The sequence below is a fragment of the Marinobacter vulgaris genome (assembly GCF_003344045.1).
In the GTDB taxonomy this organism is placed as follows: domain Bacteria; phylum Pseudomonadota; class Gammaproteobacteria; order Pseudomonadales; family Oleiphilaceae; genus Marinobacter; species Marinobacter vulgaris.
The window spans coordinates 370,952-391,718 of record NZ_QFWX01000002.1; the positions used below are offsets into that span (position 1 = coordinate 370,952).

The window sequence follows — 20,767 nt, forward strand, 5'->3', positions numbered from 1 at the left end:
TACCTATGCCTCACCGGTTGCGAGTGTGCGTCCGGCAAGCCGGCGAACCACCAGAGGCGCAAAGAAGCCGGCTGTACAGATCAGAAATCCGTAGGCGTTGACGCCCAGCAACATGTTGTAGGCACCATCGCCAATGGCCCAGCTCGACGGAATCAGACCTATCGCCAGCAACAGGCCCAATCCCAGGCCGGTCCAGAAACTCAGGTGGAAACTCCAGGGCGACCAGCGGGTGAAGCCGTAGAACAGGAATACCGGCGCCAGCCCCATCACCATGGTTCCGGAAATGGTCGTGGCCTTGAGGATGTCGGTGCCGGCAAACATAGGCAGGTTACCCAGGAACGCAAACACGATCATGATCACTGCGCCCACGCGCACACTGGGCAACCGGTCTTTCGCCCGCTTCGCCAGCCGCGGCAGGTCCACCGCCAGCGACTTGGCCAGCGAGCTGAAGGTGGAATCCAGCGTCGAGCCGGCAGATGTCATCATCACCACACTCATAAAGAACAGTGCCGCCAGGCCCAAAGACTGCCCTACCGCTGCGGGCGCATTGCCCATGGCCTCGATACCGTTCAGGCGGGCATGCACGCCGACCAGACTGAAGATAAACACCGCCACAAACCCAAGCAGCCCCGCCACCACGAAGCTTTTGAGCATGGTCTTCTCTTTGTTCACGAAGCCCCTGTCCGTCAGTACGGGGTCGTGGAAGGGGTAGCTGAACATCTGCAGCAGAGCCACCAGCAACAGGTCAAAACCGGCGTTAAGCTTGAATTCGCCACTGGTCAGCAGGGCACTGGTATCGTTGGCCGGTACAATCAGAAACAGCACCGCACCGACAAAAAACACAAACACAAACGTCTGGATCACATCGGTAAATATCGAAGACCGCAAACCGCCCTTGAGGCTGTAGGCCAGGGTAAACACCGTAAACAGCATGGCTGCGCCATAGTATTCCCATTCCCCCGGCAACCCGAAATAACCTCCGACCACCGCGGTATTGCTCCAGACCTCGTTATACAGCCGGATCAGAATCGCCGCCGCAAACGCCAGACTGGCAAGCCGGCCAAAACGGGATGTCAGGAATTCCTGCAGACTGCGGGCACCGGTCTGGGTACGAATCAGGTAAATAATGTACCCGGCCACCGGAATCGACAACCAGTAGCTGGCATAAGCAAGCCCCCCGGTCACACCATAGGCGGCACCCAGGTTGGCAGCATTGGTCACCGACTTGGCAAAGATCCAGCTGATAAAAATACTCGCCGTCAGCGACCACTGCCCCACCGGATTGCCTTCGTCATCCGCTCCCTTGTAGAAAGAATTGGCGTTCCTGCTTTTGGGGGACAACACATACATCACCACCCCATAAACCACCAAAAATCCCCAAAACAGGGAGGCTTCCGTGAAATTCATTGTCTGTTCTGTCCTCGTTCTTTATTCACTATCCGGGGCTGGTTCGGTTACTTCTGGCTTTAGGTGTCTGAGTCAGTGGTGGCGGGGGTTCAAAAAAACGCCCGTGAACCCATCCATGGGGGGCTTGGTCGCGCCATCCCTGGCGCTCCACATTTTTTGAACCCCCGCCACCACTGCCTCTGTCATCAACGTCGCCATGCCGTCCCCGACTTTGCGTTGAAAGCAACCAATCGGAAAACTCTTTGTCTTTAATCCAACGAATTGCAGTGGTTCAACCGCGGTCTGGGGGTGGTGTTTTATTTCCGCTAAGAAAAAGGTGTCTGAGCGAAGCGAGTTCTTTTTCCCAAGGAAATAAAACACCACCCCCAGGCCGCCAATATCCATCAACCAGTCCTAAAAAAAGCCCAAAACCTCACCCAGGCGCCGAACAACTAGCCCCAAACCTGTAACAGGAAAAACACCGGTGATGCCGCAACATAATGCGCTCATCCATGCTCTCGGCCAGCGTCCCCCCCAGATCATACTCAGGGTCATCATCCACCAGAGTGCAGGCATACACCCGCACCCGATCATCCCGCTTCACCAGCATGCGGGTATAGGTACACATGAAATGGGAACGGGCCTCTTTGGTGGGATACTTCTCCATGCAGGTTTCAGTAATCTCCGGGCTGCCGTCCTCGGAACCTGGCGTACCCAGGTCCGGAAAGGCCGTGAACGCCAGGGTTTGCGGAATGCCGCATTCGCGGAAGATACCGCGAAAAGCCGATTCCACATTGGCCGGGATTTCATCCGGGTCGGTCTGGCGGGCGATGGACACCTGGAATCCCTGGTCCACCATCCAGCGAATACCCTCCAGTGCCTTGTCGAAGCTGCCTTCGCCGCGGTCGACGTCGTGGCGGGCGCGGTCCGGGAAGTCCAGGCTGACGCGGAAATGGATCGGGTAGGGATTGTCCAGCAACGGCAAGACCTGATGGCGGCGTTTCAGCAGCGGATCAGTGGCGTTGGTGAGCACGAAGCACGGCCGGTGGTGGCTGGCATAATCCAGGATATTAATAAAATCCCGGATCACAAATGGCTCGCCGCCGGTGAAGGAAAACTGTTCCACCCCCATATCCAGAGCTTCGTGAATAAACGGTTTTACGTCACTGAGCTTCATGCCGGGAATGCGGCCGTCGCCGGGGTGAGACCCCTCAAGGCAGAACGGGCAGGCCAGGTTGCAGGCGGTGCCGGTGTGAATCCACAGTTCCTTGAGTCTATCCGAGTCAATGTAGCCGCGCGGATCGCCGTTGCGGGTGTGGGTCCAGCTGTCGCGGGCCCGGGGTTCCAGCACTTCCACGGCGGGGATACGTCTTTCGGTGGTTTGTGTCAGGGGCATAGCTGCTCCGTGTTTACGGTGAATCTCTCTGTACGGACAAACCAATGGCACCGGCGTTACGTTACCGGTGCCATTTATCTGTTCTACGTCGTCGCTTGTTTTGCGGCCTTGTCCTGTGGCTGTTTGCCACGGCGCCAGCCATGGAGCTTCTCAAGCAGCCTGAGAATGCCCTGAGGCGCGTGTTCTCGCTTCCATTCGCCGGCAGCGTACTTGGCCGATTCGTTCCAGGTCGGATAGGGGTGGATGGTACCCAGAATCTTGTTGAGGCCCAGGCCGTGCTTCATGGCCAGGGTAAACTCCGCCAGGATTTCACCCGCATGCATACCGACCACTACGGCGCCCAGTATCTTGTCTTTGCCCGGCGGAGTGAGGATCTTGATGAAGCCGTAATCCTCGCTCTCGGCAATGGCGCGGTCCAGGTCATCCAGGCCGTAACGGGTCACCTCGTAGGCCACGCCCTTTTCCCTGGCTTCTGCTTCACTGAGACCCACCCGGGCCACTTCCGGCGAGGTGAAGGTTACCCAGGGCATCACCCGGTAATCCACCCGGAAGCGTTTGAACTGCCCGAACAGACCATTTACCGCCGCGTACCAGGCCTGATGGGCGGCCGCGTGGGTAAACTGATAGGGACCAGCCACATCGCCGCAGGCGAATACGTTGGGGAAGCGCATGCTCATGTCTTCTTCCACCGGTACCGTGCCGTTGGGCAGAGGCTCGATGCCGATCTTTTCCAGACCCAAACCTTTGGTGTTGGCGGCTCGGCCCACGGCAACCAGAACCTGATCAAACGGGATCCTGACACGTTCGCCGTTGTGCTCACAGTAAGCCACTTTCTCCCCGTCCTCGACCGCAAACTCCTTGGCGGCGTGGTTCAGCCTCAGATCGATACCATCCTGCTCAAACTGCTTCATGATCACGTCAGCGACATCGCTGTCTTCTTTTGCCAACAGGCGGTCGCCCATTTCCACCTGGGTCACCTTACTGCCAAGTCTTGCAAAGGCGTGGGCCAGTTCGGACCCGATGGGGCCGCCACCCAGCACCAGCAGCCGCTCCGGCTGGGTGTCCAGCGACCAGAGATTGTCGGAGGTCAAGGGCGCCATTTCCGCCAGCCCCGGGATCGGGGGAACCGCTGGTTTGCCGCCAGTGGCAACCACAATACTGCGGGCAGTCAGGCGCTCGGTACGGCCGTCATTATGAACAACTTCCAGTTCCCAGGGTGATACAAAGCTGGCAGTACCGGAGATGCAGTCCACGCCCAGCTTGCGATAACGCTCTGGCGAGTCATGGGGCTCGACTTTGGCAATCACATCTTTGACCCGGTTCATGATGTTGCTGAAGGAGCCTTTCACCGGCACAGACTCCAGGCCATAACGGTTGGCATGGCGCATGGTGTCCGCGGCCTTGGCACTGCGAATCAGTGCCTTGGACGGCACGCAGCCGGTGTTGAGGCAATCACCGCCCATTTTGTCCTTCTCGATCAGCGCCACTTTCGCCTTGACCGCCGCCGCAATGTACGCCGACACCAGGCCTGCAGAACCGCCACCAATCACCAGCAGGTTGTAATCAAAGGACTCCGGCTTCTGCCAACCGGCATACACCCGGCGCTTGCGAATAAAGCCGACGATGAATTTGGCAATCAGCGGGAACAGGCCCAACAGTGCGAAGGACAGCAGCAGGTCGGCGGAGAGAATGTCGCCAGTGGAGTCAATCTGGGCAAGCTGGGTGCCCGCGTTCACGTAAACAAAGGTTCCCGGCAACATCGCCACCCAGCTCACCAGCGCGTAGGTGCTCAGCTTCATGGCGGTCAGGCCCATGGCCAGGTTGATCAGGAAGAAGGGGAACACCGGCACCAGCCGCAGTGTTGCCAGATAAAATGCCCCGTCTTTCCTGATACCACGGTCCATTTTGGCGACGGTTTCCGCGTACTTCTTTCGCAGCGTATCCCTCATCAGGAATCTTGCTACCAGAAAAGCGAGCGACGCGCCGATGGTCGAAGCCACCGAGACGGCAATCAAACCATAGATATTGCCAAAGAAGGCACCGCCAGCCAGCGTCATAATGGCTGCCCCGGGCAGCGACAACGCGGTGACAACCACGTAAATGGCTGCAAAGCCAAGCACAGCCACCAGCAGGTTCTGACTGATCCACTGCTCAATCGACGACTGGTGCCTCTGCAGGTTTTCCAGGGTCAGTATCTCCGGGCCGCCTAAACCGATAAACAGCGCAACCACGGCACCGATGATCAGCAGCAGAATGAGCTTTTTGGGGTTCATAACTAAATCCATTGGTTAAGAATGAAAACGGGTTGCCCAGAAAGACACGGAGCAGCGCTGGATGTTACAGCGGGCTCAGTCTAAACTTTTTTGAACGCTTACTCATCAATCCAGGAACTTAGAGCCACCAGCATGGACATACCATTCTCCAGTCAGTTCTCGAAGTCCAACAACATCTTTTTGGCAGCGCACTAGCGCAGACATCCGGAGGTATACGGAATGGACACCGCGACACATCAGTCTGACGAGGATATCCTCATTCATGGCCTGAAATCCGGCAATCAGTCTGCCTTTCACAAAGCCGTTCGTTTATACACACCGGGCATGCTGGCCGTTGCCCGCTTTTACCTGGACCACTCGGCCGCGGAAGAAACTGTCCAGGACTGCTGGGTGACGGTGATCGATGCCATCCAGAAATTTGAAGGCCGGTCCGGCCTGAAAACCTGGCTTCACCGGATTGTTGCCAACCGTGCCAAGAATCACCTCCGAAAAGCAAAGCGCGAAGTCAGCGCGGATTTTTCCGAGACCCTGGACCCGGAGCTGGCCGATCGCTTTGCCCCCAACGGCCGCTGGGCCACCCCCCCAAGCCTGAAAACCAACGAGTCCGCCCAGGCACTGCTGGAAAACGGCGCACTCAGTGACTGTCTTGACAAACACCTGGCCTCACTGCCAGAAACACAACGGTCTGCGCTGTTGCTCTATGAGGCGCACCAGCATAAATCCGACGATGTGTGTAACATTCTGGATGTCAGTGCCTCTAACCTGCGGGTGCTTGTGCATAGGGCGCGGCAAAAAATCTTTCTGATGGTCGAGACGTTTCAGGAGACAGGTGAATGTTAATGTGCCGGGATCTGGCCAGAATCGCCAGCGATTACATCGATGGCGAGCTGGGCCCCATGGATACAGTGTCCGTGAAGATGCATCTGATGATGTGCGGCCACTGCCGGACATTCATTGGCAACCTGCGTGCCAGCGTGGACCTGATAAACGCCCATTCCAGCCAGCAGTTGGACGAAGAGCTTGTCCGTCGGATCGACGAACGCGTTACCGAGTCGCTGAATGCGCGAAACTCGGGAAACGGCAATTCCGATTGATCACCCTATCCCGACTTGAATCCAGCGATTAGTCTGCCTCGAAAACCTGCGTCTCCGGATGGAAAGTATACCAGGCGAACCAGAAGGCCCGAGTAGCGGGCATCAGCTTGCCTGATTCGTCCCGCAGCTCGGCCGAGGGAACGTCGGCATCGTAATGGACGCTGACGTTTTTCCCGCCTATCTGGTCCTCAAGCACCCCGGCACCGTGATCGGCAAGCTCCGGAAAAGGCCACGCCTTACTCTCACCGTTATGGGTCCAGCCCAGCACCCAGGTTTTTGGATGGTATTTCCTGCTGGTACTGGATACCGGGAAGTACAGCCGCTCCGAATGGTCATAATCGCCATAGGGAGACTGACGGTAATTCCTGCGATGGCCGGTATCGGTTGAAAGTACCTGTCCGTTATCACCAACCCGGTCCCGCCACTTCTGCCAGAGCTCATGACGAACCGCGACCGGCTTCAGTTCCGTGCCCGCCAGGGGGCCGGAAATGGCACGCCCTTCAATCTGAGACCACAGGGACTCCGTCTGGTGATCGTACATCAGCAGGTCACTGCTATAGAGCAGCCCGGAAACTCCAAAGGTCAGATCACGGCCGTCCACGACGGGGTAAAACGCCATACCGGTGCCGCATAACGGACAAAAAGTAATGAGCACAGGCCCACCGTCTGATTCGTGATTGACAATCTCGTGCCAGTTCAGGATACCAATCGGGAAAGCATACCTTGCCTGGTCCTGATCATAGGTCATAACCAGATCGTCTCCCCGCCACGGCAGGGAATCCCCCGCATGTTCAAATTTCGGGTTATTGATGGAGGGAATGCCATCCCGGGGCGGCCCGCCACTGAGAATCTCATCCACCGGTATCAGCGCATTGCTCAGATCAAAACCATTTTTCTCCTGGGTCATTCCCGATTGGGCGAACATCAGAAGCGCTGCTCCCAACGACAGAAGGTTTCGAGCCCGCATCTTCATCAGTTTTCCTCCCCCTCGACCTGTTACCTGTGAAGACACTGACACCCAAGCGCAACGACTGTTACAGCGCGGACCTCTGAAACTGTAATTCCCGATTTTCCGATGAAACGCTTGCAAGCAACCCGTTGAGCGCTGTAACAGTGTCCTGGGAAGTTTGTCTCTGCTATCAACAGAACTCCAGAAACAACCGGGATAAACGATGTTGCTGAACTGGCTATCGCGGCGGCTTGCCGCCTACCTCTCGAAACAGGTCACTCGGCATTCCGTGCGCACTTCCACCTGGGAAGCCCTGGAGAAGTCGCTTCAGCCGGGAGATGTTTTGCTGGTGGAAGGCAATACACGAATCAGTGCAGCCATCAAGTTTCTGACCCAGTCTACCTGGTCCCATGCTGCGCTGTACCTGGGGCCAGAAACCGGGCTGGGAGCAGCCGGGAACGGCGCACTGAATGTGCTGGTAGAGGCGGATCTTGAAGAAGGTATTCGAACCCTCCCGCTATCGTGCTATCGGCACACCCATACCCGGATCTGCCGTCCGGTCGGGCTCAGTGAAGAGGATATCCGTCAGCTTAGCGACTATTCAAAAAGCCGGCTGGGGCATCAATACGACATGAAAAACGTGTTTGACCTGGCTCGCTACCTGTTTCCGACACCTCCGGTTCCTCTGCGATACCGGCACAAATTGCTGGCGTTTGGAAGTGGCGACCCGACACGGGCAATCTGTTCAACGTTCATTGCAGAGGGTTTCCAGCAGTTGCGGTATCCAATCCTGCCGGTTGTCAGAACGTTGCCCAGTGACGATCCTGACTGTGAGGACTGCGTTTACGAGCAGTTCCGGGTTCGACACCATTCCCTGTTCACGCCAAGAGATTTTGACGCTTCGCCTTATTTCCGGATCATCAAGCCAACGCTGGAAGTCAATTTTAATTACCGGGCCATTGACTGGAGTGACCGGTAATCGACCGGCGCCGGCCTCCATGATTCGGGGCCAAAAAAGGTCTGGCTGGCGGCTAAAAAAAGGGTGGACGCAAGCCCCACCCAAGCCGTCGAGACAACCGACGATGCAGAGCGTCACCCGGATCCGGCGCAATAATTCCCTTTATCGGCGGGCCAGACCTTAACGTTTCTGGAACTTTTCCTGTTCAATGCGCATGTACTCCGTCAGAGCGGCCAGCTCTTCGGAATCCCACTCCAGTGGCTCCGCTGCCATGGGAGCAACCATGCAGATCTGGACCATCTCATCCAGATGGACCTTGTCCATCCCGAAATCGCTTTTGCCCATGGCGACGAAATGCGGGTATTCCTTGGAGAAGGTATCGGCGTAACCGGCGCCGTTGGTATGGCAGGTCGCACAGGACAAACCATTGGAAGAAAGCGATGTATCGCTGAACAGGGCCTCCCCTTTCCTGGCCAGGGACTCGGTATCGCCGTCGTAGGGTTCGTACCCTTCAGGGCGCTGGACTGCCTCTTTCATGGCTTCGGAAGTCCCTTCGGCCTCGCCTTCTCCTTCAGCCTCACCTTCGCCCTCAGCTTCACCTTCAGCCTCTCCCTTTGCTTCGCCTTCCGCTTCTCCCTTTGCTTCACCTTCTGCTTCCCCCTGGGCAGCTTCCGCTGAAGGAATCAGTCCCAGTCCGTTTTCAGACACTGCCGACATTCCCGCCATAGCGACTACCGTCATCACGGGTACCGACACCATAAGGTTTCGGGAAAGCTTACGCAGGAGTTCTTTGCGATGACTGTCAGTATTCATTTGAGCACTCTCCGATCGTCATTGTTTATTGGATTTTTGGCATGAACCCTGGGTTCACGCGATCTTTGCCATCTGGTTTTTCAACTGCCTTTGATGGCGCAGGGTCGAAGGATGAACTCCGAATCCATCACGGACTTCAATCCCACCCTGTTCCGCCAGCATCGCGATAATCGCCATGTGATGAACCGTATGGCTGGCCAGAAACACCAGTTCCCGATCAATGCTGGTGGTGACATCATTCCTCTGCCCATCACTGAGATGTTCCATCGTCAGTGGTGCGTTCTGCGGGAAATCAGCGAGACCATCCAGCAGATTGATGATGGCGAGAAGCCTGTTGCAGGCCGCGTGACTATCCAGCTCCAGCCTTTCCTCGCGCTCTCTTTTCTCGTAATCCAGTGGCACCGTGGATCGCCCGTTGACGGCTCTCAGAAAAGCCATGTAATGGTCGATGATATGGCGCACATGCTTACCGATTACATGCTGTTTTTTCGCCCCGAACGTTTGCCGATACAGCTTTCCAGGCAACACAACAAGCAGCTCTGCAAGCTGGTTGATGGCATGGGCATTTTCGGCAACAAGCTCTTCACAACTAACAGACCCGGAACTTGAATTTGGCATTTTTTTCACCCGTATCGTCTGGGTTGATTCGTTCACTAAAAGCAGCAAAGCAGTGGCAGACTGGCCCCGGCGCCAGGGTTACGGACGAATCCGCTTCACCCCTGGCCGGGCCACTGCCTTGTTCAGGTGCTGCAGATTCCTACTCAGGCTTCGGCTTCACCCTCTGCTTCGCCTTCGCCCTCGCCTTCTCCTTCGCCTTCTCCTTCACCTTCGGCTTCACCTTTAGCTTCGCCTTCCGCTTCACCCTTGGCCTCGCCCTCGGCTTCCGCTTCACCGGCTGCAAGCATCATGTACTCGCTTTCGGCATTTACTTCTGCAGCGGTAGCCGTACCAATGGCTGAGGCGCCAACGACAACTGCCAGCATTGGCCCGGTGTAGGTGATACCCCTGGCAAGCTTTCGCAACAACTGTCTTTTCTGAGTATCTCTGGACATGGTATTGCTCTCCTTATCCGTTTCTCTGGTTAACACCGGGCATGTGTGTGCCCGGATCTTCAGGCTACTGCCCGAATGCTTGCTCTATCTCTGGCCGATCCGCATCTGATAGCTGCGCCGCAATGGCATCGAGGTTGTCTGGGTTCACCAGATATCGGTCTGCTGTCTCGAGCCATTCTGCAAGTCGCGAAAACCCTGCCGTATCCAAGGGGTGTCCGTCTGGGCCACAGCAACCGGGAATGAGATGACGTAAGGCTTCATTCACTGACACCGTCTGCAGACCACCTCCGTGCTGAAGCGGTGACCGGGCGGGTATCAGAACTGTCGTAACCTGGCACCCCTTGCCGGCGATCCCCAGCGACGCGGGTTGCAGCGCAACCTCATGGCCATCTTTTGGTGAATGCACGGAAAAATGGCCCGAGATCATAGGGTCATCAATCCTGGCCGGAGGCACCTGTGCCGGCAGGCCTAGCGCAAACAGGGCCGCAGCCGGCTCCGCAGAAATTCTCAGGGCCCGGCCAAAGTTCGCATCGAGACGGCAGGCCAGCGCCAGCGCTGGCCCATCACCGAGCTCGGGGTCGCTGTTGGCAACCAGCACTGCGCTTGCCGGCTCATCCGGCCGGGTAACCACGCCGGCGTCAATGATGATGTCGCCTTCGTCTGCTGCGTGGCCGGTCAGACAGACCATGACTGCAGGCGCCACGCGGGAAAGGGCGAGCCGGGATTGCACAACCTTGCCGTCGAGGATCAGTGTGTAGCCCGGGGTATCACGCACAACCTCAAGCCTTGAACGGGAGCCGGGCCGGCTTTTCGATTCAAGCGGGAAAAGTAACGAGCCGATCCGGCTCACAACCGCCGGGCTGTCGGTAAACAGCTCCACGTGGAATCCGCCACATTCGAGAACACACGAATAGGGCTCGGACACCTGTGGGAGTGGAATATTCCCTGCGGGGGAAAAATCAGTGGCGGAGACATCGGCGTTCGCCTGGACCAGAAAACCTTTGTTGACCCAGTCCGCCAGGGAATTCCAGACATCCCGCCGAATGGACCAGGTATCAGGCTCTGTGGCAGCGTTCTGCCTGGCTGACTGGGTCAGGGCATCGGCAATATCGTCCGGCGGGATACCATCGGTGGCCATGAGCCAGATCAGCGATGCGGTCTCGTTCAGGACACTGAGATGCCCAAGCCGGGTATCGTAGACATAAACCCGGTCCTCACTGATCATATCCTCGGCACGGCGCCGTTGCAGGATTGGCTGGGTTAAGCCGTTGCCGGCAAGGGCTTTCGCGACGACCCAGTCCTCCAGCCGTGGCAGCGTATAAAAGGGCAGATAAGCCGCGGAGTTTTCCGAGGGCAACAGGCGCTTGAAGTTACCCGCCCGGGCCTGCTCGTTTTCTGTTTCCAGGATCAGCTGTTGTTCCACAGACGCGCCGGGAACCGTTTCGGGCTTGCCATTCAGCCCCACCAGGCTTACCAGGTCCGCCACCAGCGATCCCTTGACGCCTTCTTCAATATCACCGCCGCTCTCAGCACCGGCGCATACTTCCAAGGAAGGGCTGAGATTGCATTCCAGCACCCAGGGTTTGAGCTTGTCGTCCACCAGGCAGTCAATGCCGAGCAGCTCATAACAGCCACGGGTATCGGCTCCCACCACCCTGGAGCGCTCGCGCATGGATTCAACAGCCGACAGGCCGGTCAAGGCGACCATGTCCTCAACCCTGGCAAACAGGGCCTCATCATCATGGCCCTGCTCCCTCAACCAGACGCGGTAGCGGTCCAGGTCAACAAACTCCACCGGCACGTCAGCGTCGAGATTCAGCGCGTTAACATCGGGATTGGTGAGGTAACTGTAGGGATTGTCTGCGTTTTCCTCGTCATAAGGCGCGGATGCAAGCTTGGCAAAGCCCTGGCGATAGAGATACACCCGCAAAGGTGCAACCGAGGTGACTGCAACGTACAACCGCAACACATACTTGCGCCCGTGCATGGTGTGGGGGTTCTCGATGTATTCCTGCACCATCCACGACGAATCCATGGGCACATTGGCCGGGTCTTTAACCAGTTGAATGCCCTTGCCACGTGCCGCATTCTTGGGCTTCAGAATCCAGCGTTTGGAAGGTTCATCAAGGGCCTCCTGCTGGAAGGCATGGTAGTCCCCGGGCATGGAATAGACGCGCGGGAAAAACTGCAGGCGATCAACCTGACCGTTCTGTCCGTTATCCTGGAGGCTCACCCGGTCGTGAAGCGTCAGCAGGCTCTGGTAAAGCCGGCTTTTCACCGTCAGGGCGTTATTCCCGGGAATGTGATTGATCTTGCGCTCGGGCCCGACGTGCCTGAAAAACTCCGGATCGGGCATGCCCGTGTACCAGCAGGCATCCCAGTCATCCGGGCTGTCGCCCTTCTGCCAGCGGTCCTGATCAAGTGATGCTTCAAAAAAGCGGTCCTGCTCGTAGGTGCGGTTGCCGCCCATCCAGTAGTGTCGAGTCATGTCGAAGTGTTCTCCCTTGCGACCTGGTCTTGTCTTTATTGTCTGTTGCTCACCTGCATGGACACGCCAGCTAAACGGGTGTTACAGAAACCAGACAATTTATTGCCACTAACAGACAAGACACATAGAAGCCGGCGTTGTTACAAATGGGAGATCTGGAGGGGTAGGTATAATGGAGTCATTCTGGTGGGATAATGGATCCGCCAGCTCAGGGGCATGGCTGGCGGTTTCGAACGACTGGGGTCAGCGGCGCCCTCGCAACTTGCTCAATACACCCTGAACCCAGTCCCTGGCTTCTTCCAGTTTGTGATTGTCTTCGACAAGGCCCCGAACAGCCTGGACCTGCTGCTCGAACAATCCCGGCCGGCTCAGCTCTTCAGCCTTCTCATCCGGGCCCAGCGGCAGGATATGTTCGAAATAGGTGCCGCCGAGAATCCTACGCAGGAAGCCTTCGCCCAGAAACGCTTCATCGTTGTTCAGGGTACGGGTGGCCCGCAGCAGCCGGCGTATATCGTACTGGCCCGGATAGATGTCCGGCACCTGTTTATTGATACCTAGCAGGCTGTAGACGCCAACCCGGGCTGTGCGCACCGAGCTCTCCAGGGTGAACACCACATCGTTGTGGGTCTCCACAAACTGGCCCATGCAGGCCAGGTTGCTGCAGCCTTGCGGCACGACCCATGGCCGGTCACCTTTGGCGCGCGGCATGAACTGGGCGGTGATGTAGGGCATCAGCGCAATCCGGGTTTTAGTGGCGGCCATCACCTCGTCGAGCTGATCAATCAGGCCCAGGTGATGGCACATCTCCGCCAGCACCTCTTTGCCGGTGCATTCCGGCATCGGCTTTTTCACATAATCGCCGGGCCTGTCCATCATCAGTGCGTAGGTCCACAGCACAATCACATCATCAGGCTGATCCGGGAAGTGTGGCTGACGGTTGCAGGTGAAGCTCATCAGCCAGGCTGAATCGGTAAAGGTAATGATGCCCCCCGTTGCCGTGAATCCGGAATAGGGGTCGTTGACCGACAGCTCTCTGAGCTTATCCATCAAAGGGGAGGGCCTGCAGGTCAGGGTGACGGACTCCCAGGTTGATCCGGGTATGTTGCCGCAAAACTTCTCCGGCCGGCCAAACACGTCCGATTTCTGCGCCAGGTTTTTCCACAGCTGCCAGCCGGAACCCGGGCCTGCCTCTTGGTTTTCTTTCAGTTCCGGCGCCGTGTCGTCATCACCGTAGGCGGTGTCTTCGGTCATCGAACCGGTGGTGATGAACACCAGGTCACGCTCGCCGACGTTAAAGGTCTTGTCTCCTTCACTGCCATGGCACTGGATGGCCGTGACGGTTCGGGTGTCACCAGAGGTTTCCATCTCCAGGTTCTCGACAATGGTGTCGTACTGGATGTTAACACCCTGATCCTTCAGCCAGTCCATCAGCGGGCGCACAAAGGCATCGTATTGATTGTATTTGGGAAAGACCAGCGAGGTCATGTCGTTAAGCCCGTCCATCAGGTGCAGGAAACGGTGCATGTAGAGTTTCATTTCAAGCACGGAATGCCAGTTCTGGAAGGCAAACATCGTACGCCAGAAGGTGTAGAAGTTGCTGTTCAGAAACCCTTCACTGAACCATTGCTCAACGGTGATGTCGTCCAGATCCTCCTTACGCGCCAACAGAAGCCTGACCACTTCCAGTTGCTGTCGCTTGGTCAATTCCATGGTCGAAAAGTCCCTGATCTGGCCCTGCTTCTCCAGCAGCCGTGCCTTTGACCAGTTCTTGTCGGCATCATTTACGATGCGGTATTCATCCAGCACGGTAAAAGGTTCCGGCAACTCCAGAGCCGGTATTTCCGAGAACACATCCCAGAAATTCTGGTAGGTCATTTCCATTTCCCGACCACCGCGCACGATGTAACCGTCTTCGGCGTTGCCGGCGCCATCAAGGGAGCCGCCCTCAATGGCCTGCTCTTCCAGGAAGGTGATATTGCCAGCCGGCATATGGCCGTCGCGGATCAGAAAGAAAGCGGCGGACAGGCCGGCGATACCACTACCCACAATCCAGGCGCGCCGGTCTGCGATACCTTCAGTGGGAAGCGGGCGATGGTTGACGTAGGCACCATGGAGATCCGCCGGTGGCAGCGGCGTATCGGTACCGTTGTGCAAGTGCCGGGAGGAAGCGTCGGGGGTGACACCGACGCCCTGGGCCTCCAGCGCGTCGATATGGGCTTTGAGTTTCGAGGGCTCTGTTCCGGGGATATCTGAGCGGGCCATTGAAGGATCTCCTTTCCTGTGAGATGAGTATCCTTACAGTGTGCGCCCATAAACTGCGAAGGTGGGTGACACATATCAATCTGACCGGCGAGAAACATTTTCACCAATACTTCGTATGCTGGAAATGTTACATCAGTGGGATAAATAAATTCCCTGACGTCTTTTCCCCTCGCTACCGGGTCAGTGCGCAGACGTACCGACGCGTATATTATGATCTCTGAGGCTGCCTGCCTGGAAAGATGGTGTTATGGATAATGTTCGCCAACCTGAAGGATGCGACCATGAACAAGTCCGCCTTGATATTGGCACTTCTGGCTCTCATTGTCCTTCTGTCAGGCTGCGGAGGACATGCGCGGTTACCCGCGCAAGCCGGCACCGGGACTGATCCAGAGCTGCCCCAGCCGCCGCGGAGCCTGCTTCCTACCGTCAAGATCGCGCCGGCGGTCGGGTGGACAGACGGCGCCACTCCGACCCCGGCCGCGAACATGGAGGTGACAGCTTTTGCCGGGGGCCTCGACCACCCGCGCTGGCTGTACGTCTTGCCAAATGGTGATGTGCTGGTCGCCGAGACCAACGCGCCAGCGGGGAAAAGCGGAATCGGCGGGATCAAGGGCTGGGTGATGAAGCAGCTGATGAAGCGCGCCGGGGCTGCCGTGCCGAGCGCCAACCGCATCACCCTGTTGCGCGATACCGACAGGGACGGAAAGGCCGACTTCCGCAGTGTGTTTCTCGAGGACCTGCACTCGCCGTTCGGCATGGCGCTGGTCGGGGACACCCTGTACGTGGCCAACGCCAATGCCTTAGTGAAAGTGCCCTATCAGAGTGGTGAGACAACCATAACCGCCGCTCCCGTCAAGGTTACTGACCTTCCCGGCAAAGGTGACGAGTTGAATCACCACTGGACCAAGAGTCTGCTCGCCAGTGCCGATGGTGCCCACCTGTATGTGGGCGTCGGATCCAACAGCAACGTCGCCGAAAACGGCATGCATGTCGAGCAGATGCGTGCAGCGATACTCGAAATCGATGTCGCCACCGGCGCTACACGGGTGTTCGCCTCAGGCCTGCGCAATCCGGTGGGCCTTGACTGGGAGCCGCATACGGGCGAGCTATGGGCAGTTGTCAATGAGCGTGACGAACTCGGCAGCGATCTGGTTCCCGATTACCTCACTTCGGTCCGCCGGGACGGTTTCTACGGCTGGCCCTACAGCTACTTTGGCCAACATGTTGATCACCGGGTTAGCCCCCAGCAGCCAGAGCTGGTGGCCAGCGCAATTTCGCCAGATTTCGCCCTCGGCGCGCACGTGGCACCCTTGGGCCTGGCTTTCAATTCCAACGGCATGGCCGGTTATGGCGAAGGCGCGTTTGTGGGCCTGCACGGCTCCTGGAACCGACGGCCACTGAATGGCTATGAAGTCGTCTTCATACCATTCACCGGCGGCCGACCGGCCGGCTCGATGGAGGTTGTGCTGTCCGGCTTCGTCGACGCAGACGACAATGCCCGCGGGCGGCCTGTGGGGGTAGCATTGGATGGGCACGGGGGTCTGCTGGTGGCTGATGACGTTGGCAACACCGTATGGCGCGTCATTGACTCTGCAGGCCTATAGATACCGGCTCGACCAGGCTACCAGCATATCCGCCACATACTCAGCGTCCACAGCCCTTGAGAGCAGGTGATCGGCATTGGATACCCACAACCTGGTTAACCGGCCACCTTGTTTTTCTGGTGGACCTTTTTGCAGGGCCGAATTCGGGCGTGCTATGGTCGAAGCTATTGTCGCCTCCTGCATATAGCTCCCGGTACCGGCAGAACTCGTGGATTAGCAACGATGACGCAAGGCATTGTTACACCCCAGACCCAGGCGCTTGCAGAGGGCAAGCTGAGCCGCGAGGAACTGAAAGCCCTGATGCAACGCTCCGACGGGCCCGCCCTGCGGCACCTGGCGCTGTGGGTGCTGGTACTGGCCGGAACCACAACGCTGATTACCCTTGCGTGGAACAGCTGGCTGATCTGGCCTGCCATGTTCCTGCAGGGAATCGTGTTGGTGCATCATTTCTCGCTACAACATGAATGCGTGCATTACACCGTGTTCCGTACCCGCAAACTGAACAATATCGTCGGGCAGATCTGCGGGCTAATTATTCTGCTGCCGCATCGCTTCTTCCGCTATGAGCATTGCGATCACCACACCTATACGCAGCTGGACGGCAAGGACCCGGAGCTGATCCCGATGCCGAAGAGCTATGGTGAATACCTGCTCTACCTGTCTGCGATCCCTTACTGGAAAACCAAGTTCAACGAGGTTTCGCGCCACGCCATGGGGCGGCTTTCAGACGCCGAAAAACGCTTCATCCCGAAGGAGGAACATGCCGCCATGTTTCGCGACGCACGAATCATCCTCGGAATATACGCGCTGATCTTTGCAGGCATGGCAGTCACCGGGTGGTGGGGGCTGATCTGGTACTGGATCATTCCGCTGTTTCTCGGCGAACCGGTGATGCGTTTCATCCGGATGACGGAACATGTGGGTCGTCCGACCGTGGCGCAGATGAGCAAGAACACCCGCACCAACCTGGTCTCGGCCCCGTGGCGGTTCCTGTGCTGGAACATGAACTACCACGCCGAACACCACTATGTGCCCCTGGTTCCCTACCACACCCTGCCGCGCCTGCACAAAAAGCTGCGTGACCATATTCATGTCGAGCCGGGCGGCTATCTCGGCGCGCATAGGGACATCATACGTCAGATCCAGGAGGCGCAGGCATGAGCGACAAGCCCTGGCGCAACGTGATCGCGGTGGACGAGCTGGAAAAAGACTGGGTCACGCGGGTCGAGGTCGGGCGGCGCACCATCGCTGTCTATGATACGCCCACCGGGATCCATGCCTCGCTCGCGCTTTGCACTCATGGTGGTGCGGATCTGTGCGATGGCTATTTCGACGATCACGTCATTGAATGCCCGCTGCATCAGGGGGCTTTTGACGTTCGCGACGGACAACCCATCGCCGCGCCCGCGACGCGGGCAATGCGGGTGCTTGAAGTGCGGGTGCGGGACGGCAAGGTTCAGATTCGGATCTGATCCAGAGCAGGCGTCGGCGCGGGTCATCCAAGTTGCCCGCAACAAGATCTCCAGCCCCCACGACCAGACTCCCCAGAGCTTTCTGTAACAACCCTTATGCAGGCGTGCCCCTTAATCCAGATAAATAACGAACCACCAGTGCTGGAAAACAGGGTCGCCAAATGGTCTTCCGTCAAGCCTTCATATTCTCAAGTGTGGCGCTGAGCGCCGTGTTGATTGCTGCCGGCGTCGCATGGCCGGGCGTTAACTGGGCCTGGCTGGTCGTCGGGCCGTTCATTGCCCTGGGTATTCGTGACCTCTTCCAGAACAAGCACACATTGCTCAAGATCTATCCGGTTGTTGGCCATTTCCGTTACCTGTTCGAGTCCGTTCGGCGGGAGTTGCAGCAGTATTTCGTGGAATCCGACCTGGATGGCGCCCCGGTCAACCGTGAGTTCCGCAGCCTGATCTATCAACGCGCTAAAAAAGATAACGACACCCGTGCTTTCGGCACCATCTTCGATGTCTATCGCGACGGTTACGAATGGGTAAACCACTCGCTGGCGCCCAAGGAATGCCGCCCGATTGACCTTCGGGTTACTTTTGGCGGACCAGAATGCGCCAGGCCCTATGAGGCCTCCCCATTGAACATCTCCGCCATGAGTTACGGCGCCCTCAGCCGTAACGCTGTCATGGCACTCAACCGGGGCGCAAAACTGGGAAATTTCGCCCATAACACTGGCGAAGGTGGAATCAGTGATTGGCATCTTGAGTATGGCGGTGACCTGATCTGGCAAATCGGAACCGGTTATTTTGGATGCCGTACGCCCCAGGGCGACTTTGACGCCAACCTGTTCGCAGAGCAGGCGGGCCGCGATGTGGTCAGGATGATCGAGATCAAGCTGTCCCAGGGTGCCAAACCCGGGCATGGCGGCGTATTGCCAGCTGCCAAGCTTACCGAAGAAATCGCCCGTATCCGCATGGTGCCCATGGGTGAAGACGTCTTGTCACCGCCTGGCCACTCCGCCTTCACCAATCCCGTGGAACTGCTGCAATTCATTGCGCGGCTGCGCAAACTTTCTGGTGGCAAGCCGGTGGGATTCAAATTCTGCCCCGGTAACCGGCGGGAATTCCTGGGCATCTGTAAAGCCATGCTGAAAACCGGTCTGCGGCCGGATTTCATTACCGTGGACGGCGGTGAAGGGGGCACCGGGGCAGCACCGGTGGAATTGACCAACTCGGTGGGTATGCCACTGCGCGACGGTCTGCATTTTGTCCACAACGCGCTACGAGGTATCGGTGTTCGCGACAAGGTCCGCATTATCGCGTCCGGCAAGGCATTCTCAGCGTTTCACATGCTGCGAATGATGGTGCTCGGGGCCGACACCGTGAATTCAGCCCGCGGCATGATGCTGGCACTGGGCTGCATCCAGTCCCGCAGCTGCAATACGGACAAATGCCCCACCGGTATCACTACCCAGAACCCCGCCCGCTACAAACAGCTGGACGTCACTGACAAGGGCATGCGGGTTGCCAACTACCACCATTCTTCCATGGAAACCCTGGCGGAACTGCTCAGTATCCTGGGCAAGGACAGTATCGAGGATCTCGACCCTGCGGATATCAACCGGAGGGTCAACCAGGGCAACGTTATGAACTATGCTCAGCTTTATCCACGTATTGAAAAGGGATGCCTTCTGCATAGCGACTGTGCCCCCGAAGACTGGGCCAGTGAGTGGCATCAGGCGACTGCGTACAGTTGGCGTTAGATGTGCATTTTTCCGATCCCGAATTCTGAACACGACCGATGAGGATTTCCAATGACCAGCAACCTGCCACATAACAGAAAACCCGCCATAATCGCCGCCCTCGCTGGTGGCTGGGTTGCCGATGCGGCCAGCCTGGGCCTGCACTGGCTGTACGACAGCCAGCGAATCCATGAGGTGGGCGGCCAGGCGCCGGAGTTCCTGCCTCCGAAGGCCGATTATTTCAAAGGCGGATTCGGTTACTTTGCGCACGAGGGCAAACAGCCTGGCGATATCAGCCACTACGGCGCTGCCACGGGTGTACTGAGCGACAGTCTTCTGGCCAGTGATGGCCAACTGGATATCCGCGATTACCAGCGGCGCTTTCGAACGTTTTTCGGACCTGGCGGCCGTTGGCAGGGTTATATCGACAACCCCACACGGGTCACCCTGAACAATCTGGATGCCATTGAACAGAACGCCATCAAGCAGGCGCTGGCGACCACCACTGCTGACCTGAGCGACGAACAGAAACGGATACTGGTGCAGAAGGTTTTGCCCTATACCCGGTACCTGAGTGGTGACCAGCTGGCGGAGCCGGTTCGTCGGGGCATCAACCTGACCTATCATGAAACAAGGGTACAGGATGCGGGCGTTCACCTTGCCGAAACCATAGACAGTCACCTTTTGCCGGAAAGCGGCGCCGACGACATGCAATTGCCGGCGGTCTCCAAGTTGCCGCCCCTGGTGGCCTGCTATTCCGGCAGCGATGAGCTCATGGAGATCACCGAGGCTGCTGTCAGAGTAACCAATCACAGTGATGAAGCCGTGGCCTGGGCAAAGTGCGCCGCGATACTTCTGGACCAGCTTTTCCAGGGTAACCCCCTATCGGCAGCCCTGGAGGCCGCCAAAGCCGAGGCGCCGGACCAGGAGAGCCTGAACAACGCGCAAACCGGTTCATCACTGGATGCTGTAAAAGCCGGCGACACCTTTGGCCGTACCTGCTATCTGCACGAAGCCATGCCGGTGATTTTTCATATTCTCAGCCATGCCACCAGCTATATCGAAGCTGTCCGCGCCAACATTCATTGCGGCGGCGATTCCTGTGGCCGGGCCTGGATCATCGGGCCAGCCATGGCGGCACTGCATGGGGTGGGCGGCGAGCGCGGCATCCCTCTGAGCTGGCTGGCTCGCGTTACCGATGCCCCTGATATTCTCAGGGATATTGAGCGTCTGGTTAACACACGGTGATGTGCATCATTGCCCAATTTTCACTCCCGACTATGCTTCAGTTAC

The 20,767-nt window shown here is 57.8% G+C and carries 18 protein-coding genes; 8 read left to right on the plus strand and 10 right to left on the minus strand.

Annotated features, from left to right (window positions below):
• Positions 1-3 precede the first annotated feature (3 nt).
• The 4 genes from DIT71_RS04930 to DIT71_RS04945 all read right to left on the minus strand — a co-directional run bounded on the left by DIT71_RS04930 (position 4) and on the right by DIT71_RS04945 (position 5,055).
• Positions 4-1,407 carry a sodium:solute symporter family transporter gene (locus tag DIT71_RS04930; RefSeq protein ID WP_114612092.1) on the minus strand — a complete coding sequence of 468 codons (1,404 nt, stop codon included), beginning with the start codon at positions 1,405-1,407 and terminating at the stop codon, positions 4-6.
• Between the two features lie 72 nt (positions 1,408-1,479).
• Complete coding sequence (locus DIT71_RS04935; protein ID WP_114612093.1) at positions 1,480-1,791, minus strand: hypothetical protein; 312 nt, start codon at positions 1,789-1,791, stop codon at positions 1,480-1,482.
• Positions 1,792-1,819: 28 nt separating this feature from the next.
• Positions 1,820-2,782, minus strand: coding sequence for a radical SAM protein (locus DIT71_RS04940; RefSeq protein WP_114612094.1), 963 nt, complete (start codon positions 2,780-2,782; stop codon positions 1,820-1,822).
• An 83-nt stretch (positions 2,783-2,865) separates the two neighbouring features.
• A complete protein-coding gene (locus DIT71_RS04945; RefSeq protein WP_114612095.1) occupies positions 2,866-5,055 on the minus strand; it encodes an FAD-dependent oxidoreductase in 2,190 nt (729 codons plus the stop codon).
• A 219-nt stretch (positions 5,056-5,274) separates the two neighbouring features.
• Between DIT71_RS04945 and DIT71_RS04950 the strand changes: the two genes are divergently transcribed.
• Both DIT71_RS04950 and DIT71_RS04955 read left to right on the plus strand, forming a co-directional pair.
• Positions 5,275-5,895: an RNA polymerase sigma factor gene (locus DIT71_RS04950; RefSeq protein ID WP_114612096.1), complete on the plus strand. Its 621-nt coding sequence runs from the start codon at positions 5,275-5,277 to the stop codon at positions 5,893-5,895.
• A complete protein-coding gene (locus DIT71_RS04955) occupies positions 5,889-6,149 on the plus strand; it encodes a zf-HC2 domain-containing protein (RefSeq protein WP_114612097.1) in 261 nt (86 codons plus the stop codon). The genes DIT71_RS04950 and DIT71_RS04955 overlap by 7 nt, the downstream gene beginning before the upstream one ends.
• Positions 6,150-6,177: 28 nt before the next feature.
• Here the strand turns inward: DIT71_RS04955 and DIT71_RS04960 are convergent, their stop codons facing one another.
• Complete coding sequence (locus tag DIT71_RS04960; protein WP_227537953.1) at positions 6,178-7,122, minus strand: DUF3179 domain-containing protein; 945 nt, start codon at positions 7,120-7,122, stop codon at positions 6,178-6,180.
• A gap of 199 nt (positions 7,123-7,321) precedes the next feature.
• Between DIT71_RS04960 and DIT71_RS04965 the strand changes: the two genes are divergently transcribed.
• The gene (locus tag DIT71_RS04965; RefSeq protein WP_114612098.1) at positions 7,322-8,077 is read left to right on the plus strand and encodes a YiiX/YebB-like N1pC/P60 family cysteine hydrolase; all 756 of its coding nucleotides are present in this window, start codon (positions 7,322-7,324) and stop codon (positions 8,075-8,077) included.
• 159 nt (positions 8,078-8,236) lie between these two features.
• On the opposite strand, the gene DIT71_RS04970 is transcribed toward DIT71_RS04965, so the two are convergent.
• From DIT71_RS04970 to DIT71_RS04990, 5 genes are all read right to left on the minus strand, one after another.
• Positions 8,237-8,869 (minus strand): c-type cytochrome, encoded by a 633-nt coding sequence (locus tag DIT71_RS04970; RefSeq protein ID WP_114612099.1) that lies wholly within the window; start codon positions 8,867-8,869, stop codon positions 8,237-8,239.
• Between the two features lie 54 nt (positions 8,870-8,923).
• Positions 8,924-9,487: a DinB family protein gene (locus tag DIT71_RS04975; RefSeq protein ID WP_114612100.1), complete on the minus strand. Its 564-nt coding sequence runs from the start codon at positions 9,485-9,487 to the stop codon at positions 8,924-8,926.
• 143 nt (positions 9,488-9,630) lie between these two features.
• Complete coding sequence (locus DIT71_RS17920) at positions 9,631-9,921, minus strand: hypothetical protein (RefSeq protein ID WP_158538951.1); 291 nt, start codon at positions 9,919-9,921, stop codon at positions 9,631-9,633.
• A gap of 64 nt (positions 9,922-9,985) precedes the next feature.
• Positions 9,986-12,409, minus strand: coding sequence for a PqqD family peptide modification chaperone (locus tag DIT71_RS04985; RefSeq protein ID WP_227537954.1), 2,424 nt, complete (start codon positions 12,407-12,409; stop codon positions 9,986-9,988).
• 243 nt (positions 12,410-12,652) lie between these two features.
• Complete coding sequence (locus DIT71_RS04990; RefSeq protein ID WP_114612103.1) at positions 12,653-14,671, minus strand: oleate hydratase; 2,019 nt, start codon at positions 14,669-14,671, stop codon at positions 12,653-12,655.
• A gap of 281 nt (positions 14,672-14,952) precedes the next feature.
• Between DIT71_RS04990 and DIT71_RS04995 the strand changes: the two genes are divergently transcribed.
• From DIT71_RS04995 to DIT71_RS05015, 5 genes are all read left to right on the plus strand, one after another.
• On the plus strand, positions 14,953-16,275 hold the full coding sequence (locus tag DIT71_RS04995; RefSeq protein ID WP_199490962.1) for a PQQ-dependent sugar dehydrogenase: 1,323 nt from the start codon (positions 14,953-14,955) through the stop codon (positions 16,273-16,275).
• A gap of 222 nt (positions 16,276-16,497) precedes the next feature.
• Complete coding sequence (locus DIT71_RS05000; protein ID WP_114612105.1) at positions 16,498-17,436, plus strand: fatty acid desaturase family protein; 939 nt, start codon at positions 16,498-16,500, stop codon at positions 17,434-17,436.
• On the plus strand, positions 17,433-17,747 hold the full coding sequence (locus DIT71_RS05005; protein WP_114612106.1) for a non-heme iron oxygenase ferredoxin subunit: 315 nt from the start codon (positions 17,433-17,435) through the stop codon (positions 17,745-17,747). Before DIT71_RS05000 ends, DIT71_RS05005 begins: the two co-directional genes overlap by 4 nt.
• A gap of 161 nt (positions 17,748-17,908) precedes the next feature.
• Positions 17,909-19,495 (plus strand): FMN-binding glutamate synthase family protein, encoded by a 1,587-nt coding sequence (locus DIT71_RS05010; protein WP_114612107.1) that lies wholly within the window; start codon positions 17,909-17,911, stop codon positions 19,493-19,495.
• 51 nt (positions 19,496-19,546) lie between these two features.
• Positions 19,547-20,722: an ADP-ribosylglycohydrolase family protein gene (locus tag DIT71_RS05015; protein ID WP_114612108.1), complete on the plus strand. Its 1,176-nt coding sequence runs from the start codon at positions 19,547-19,549 to the stop codon at positions 20,720-20,722.
• Positions 20,723-20,767 lie beyond the last annotated feature (45 nt).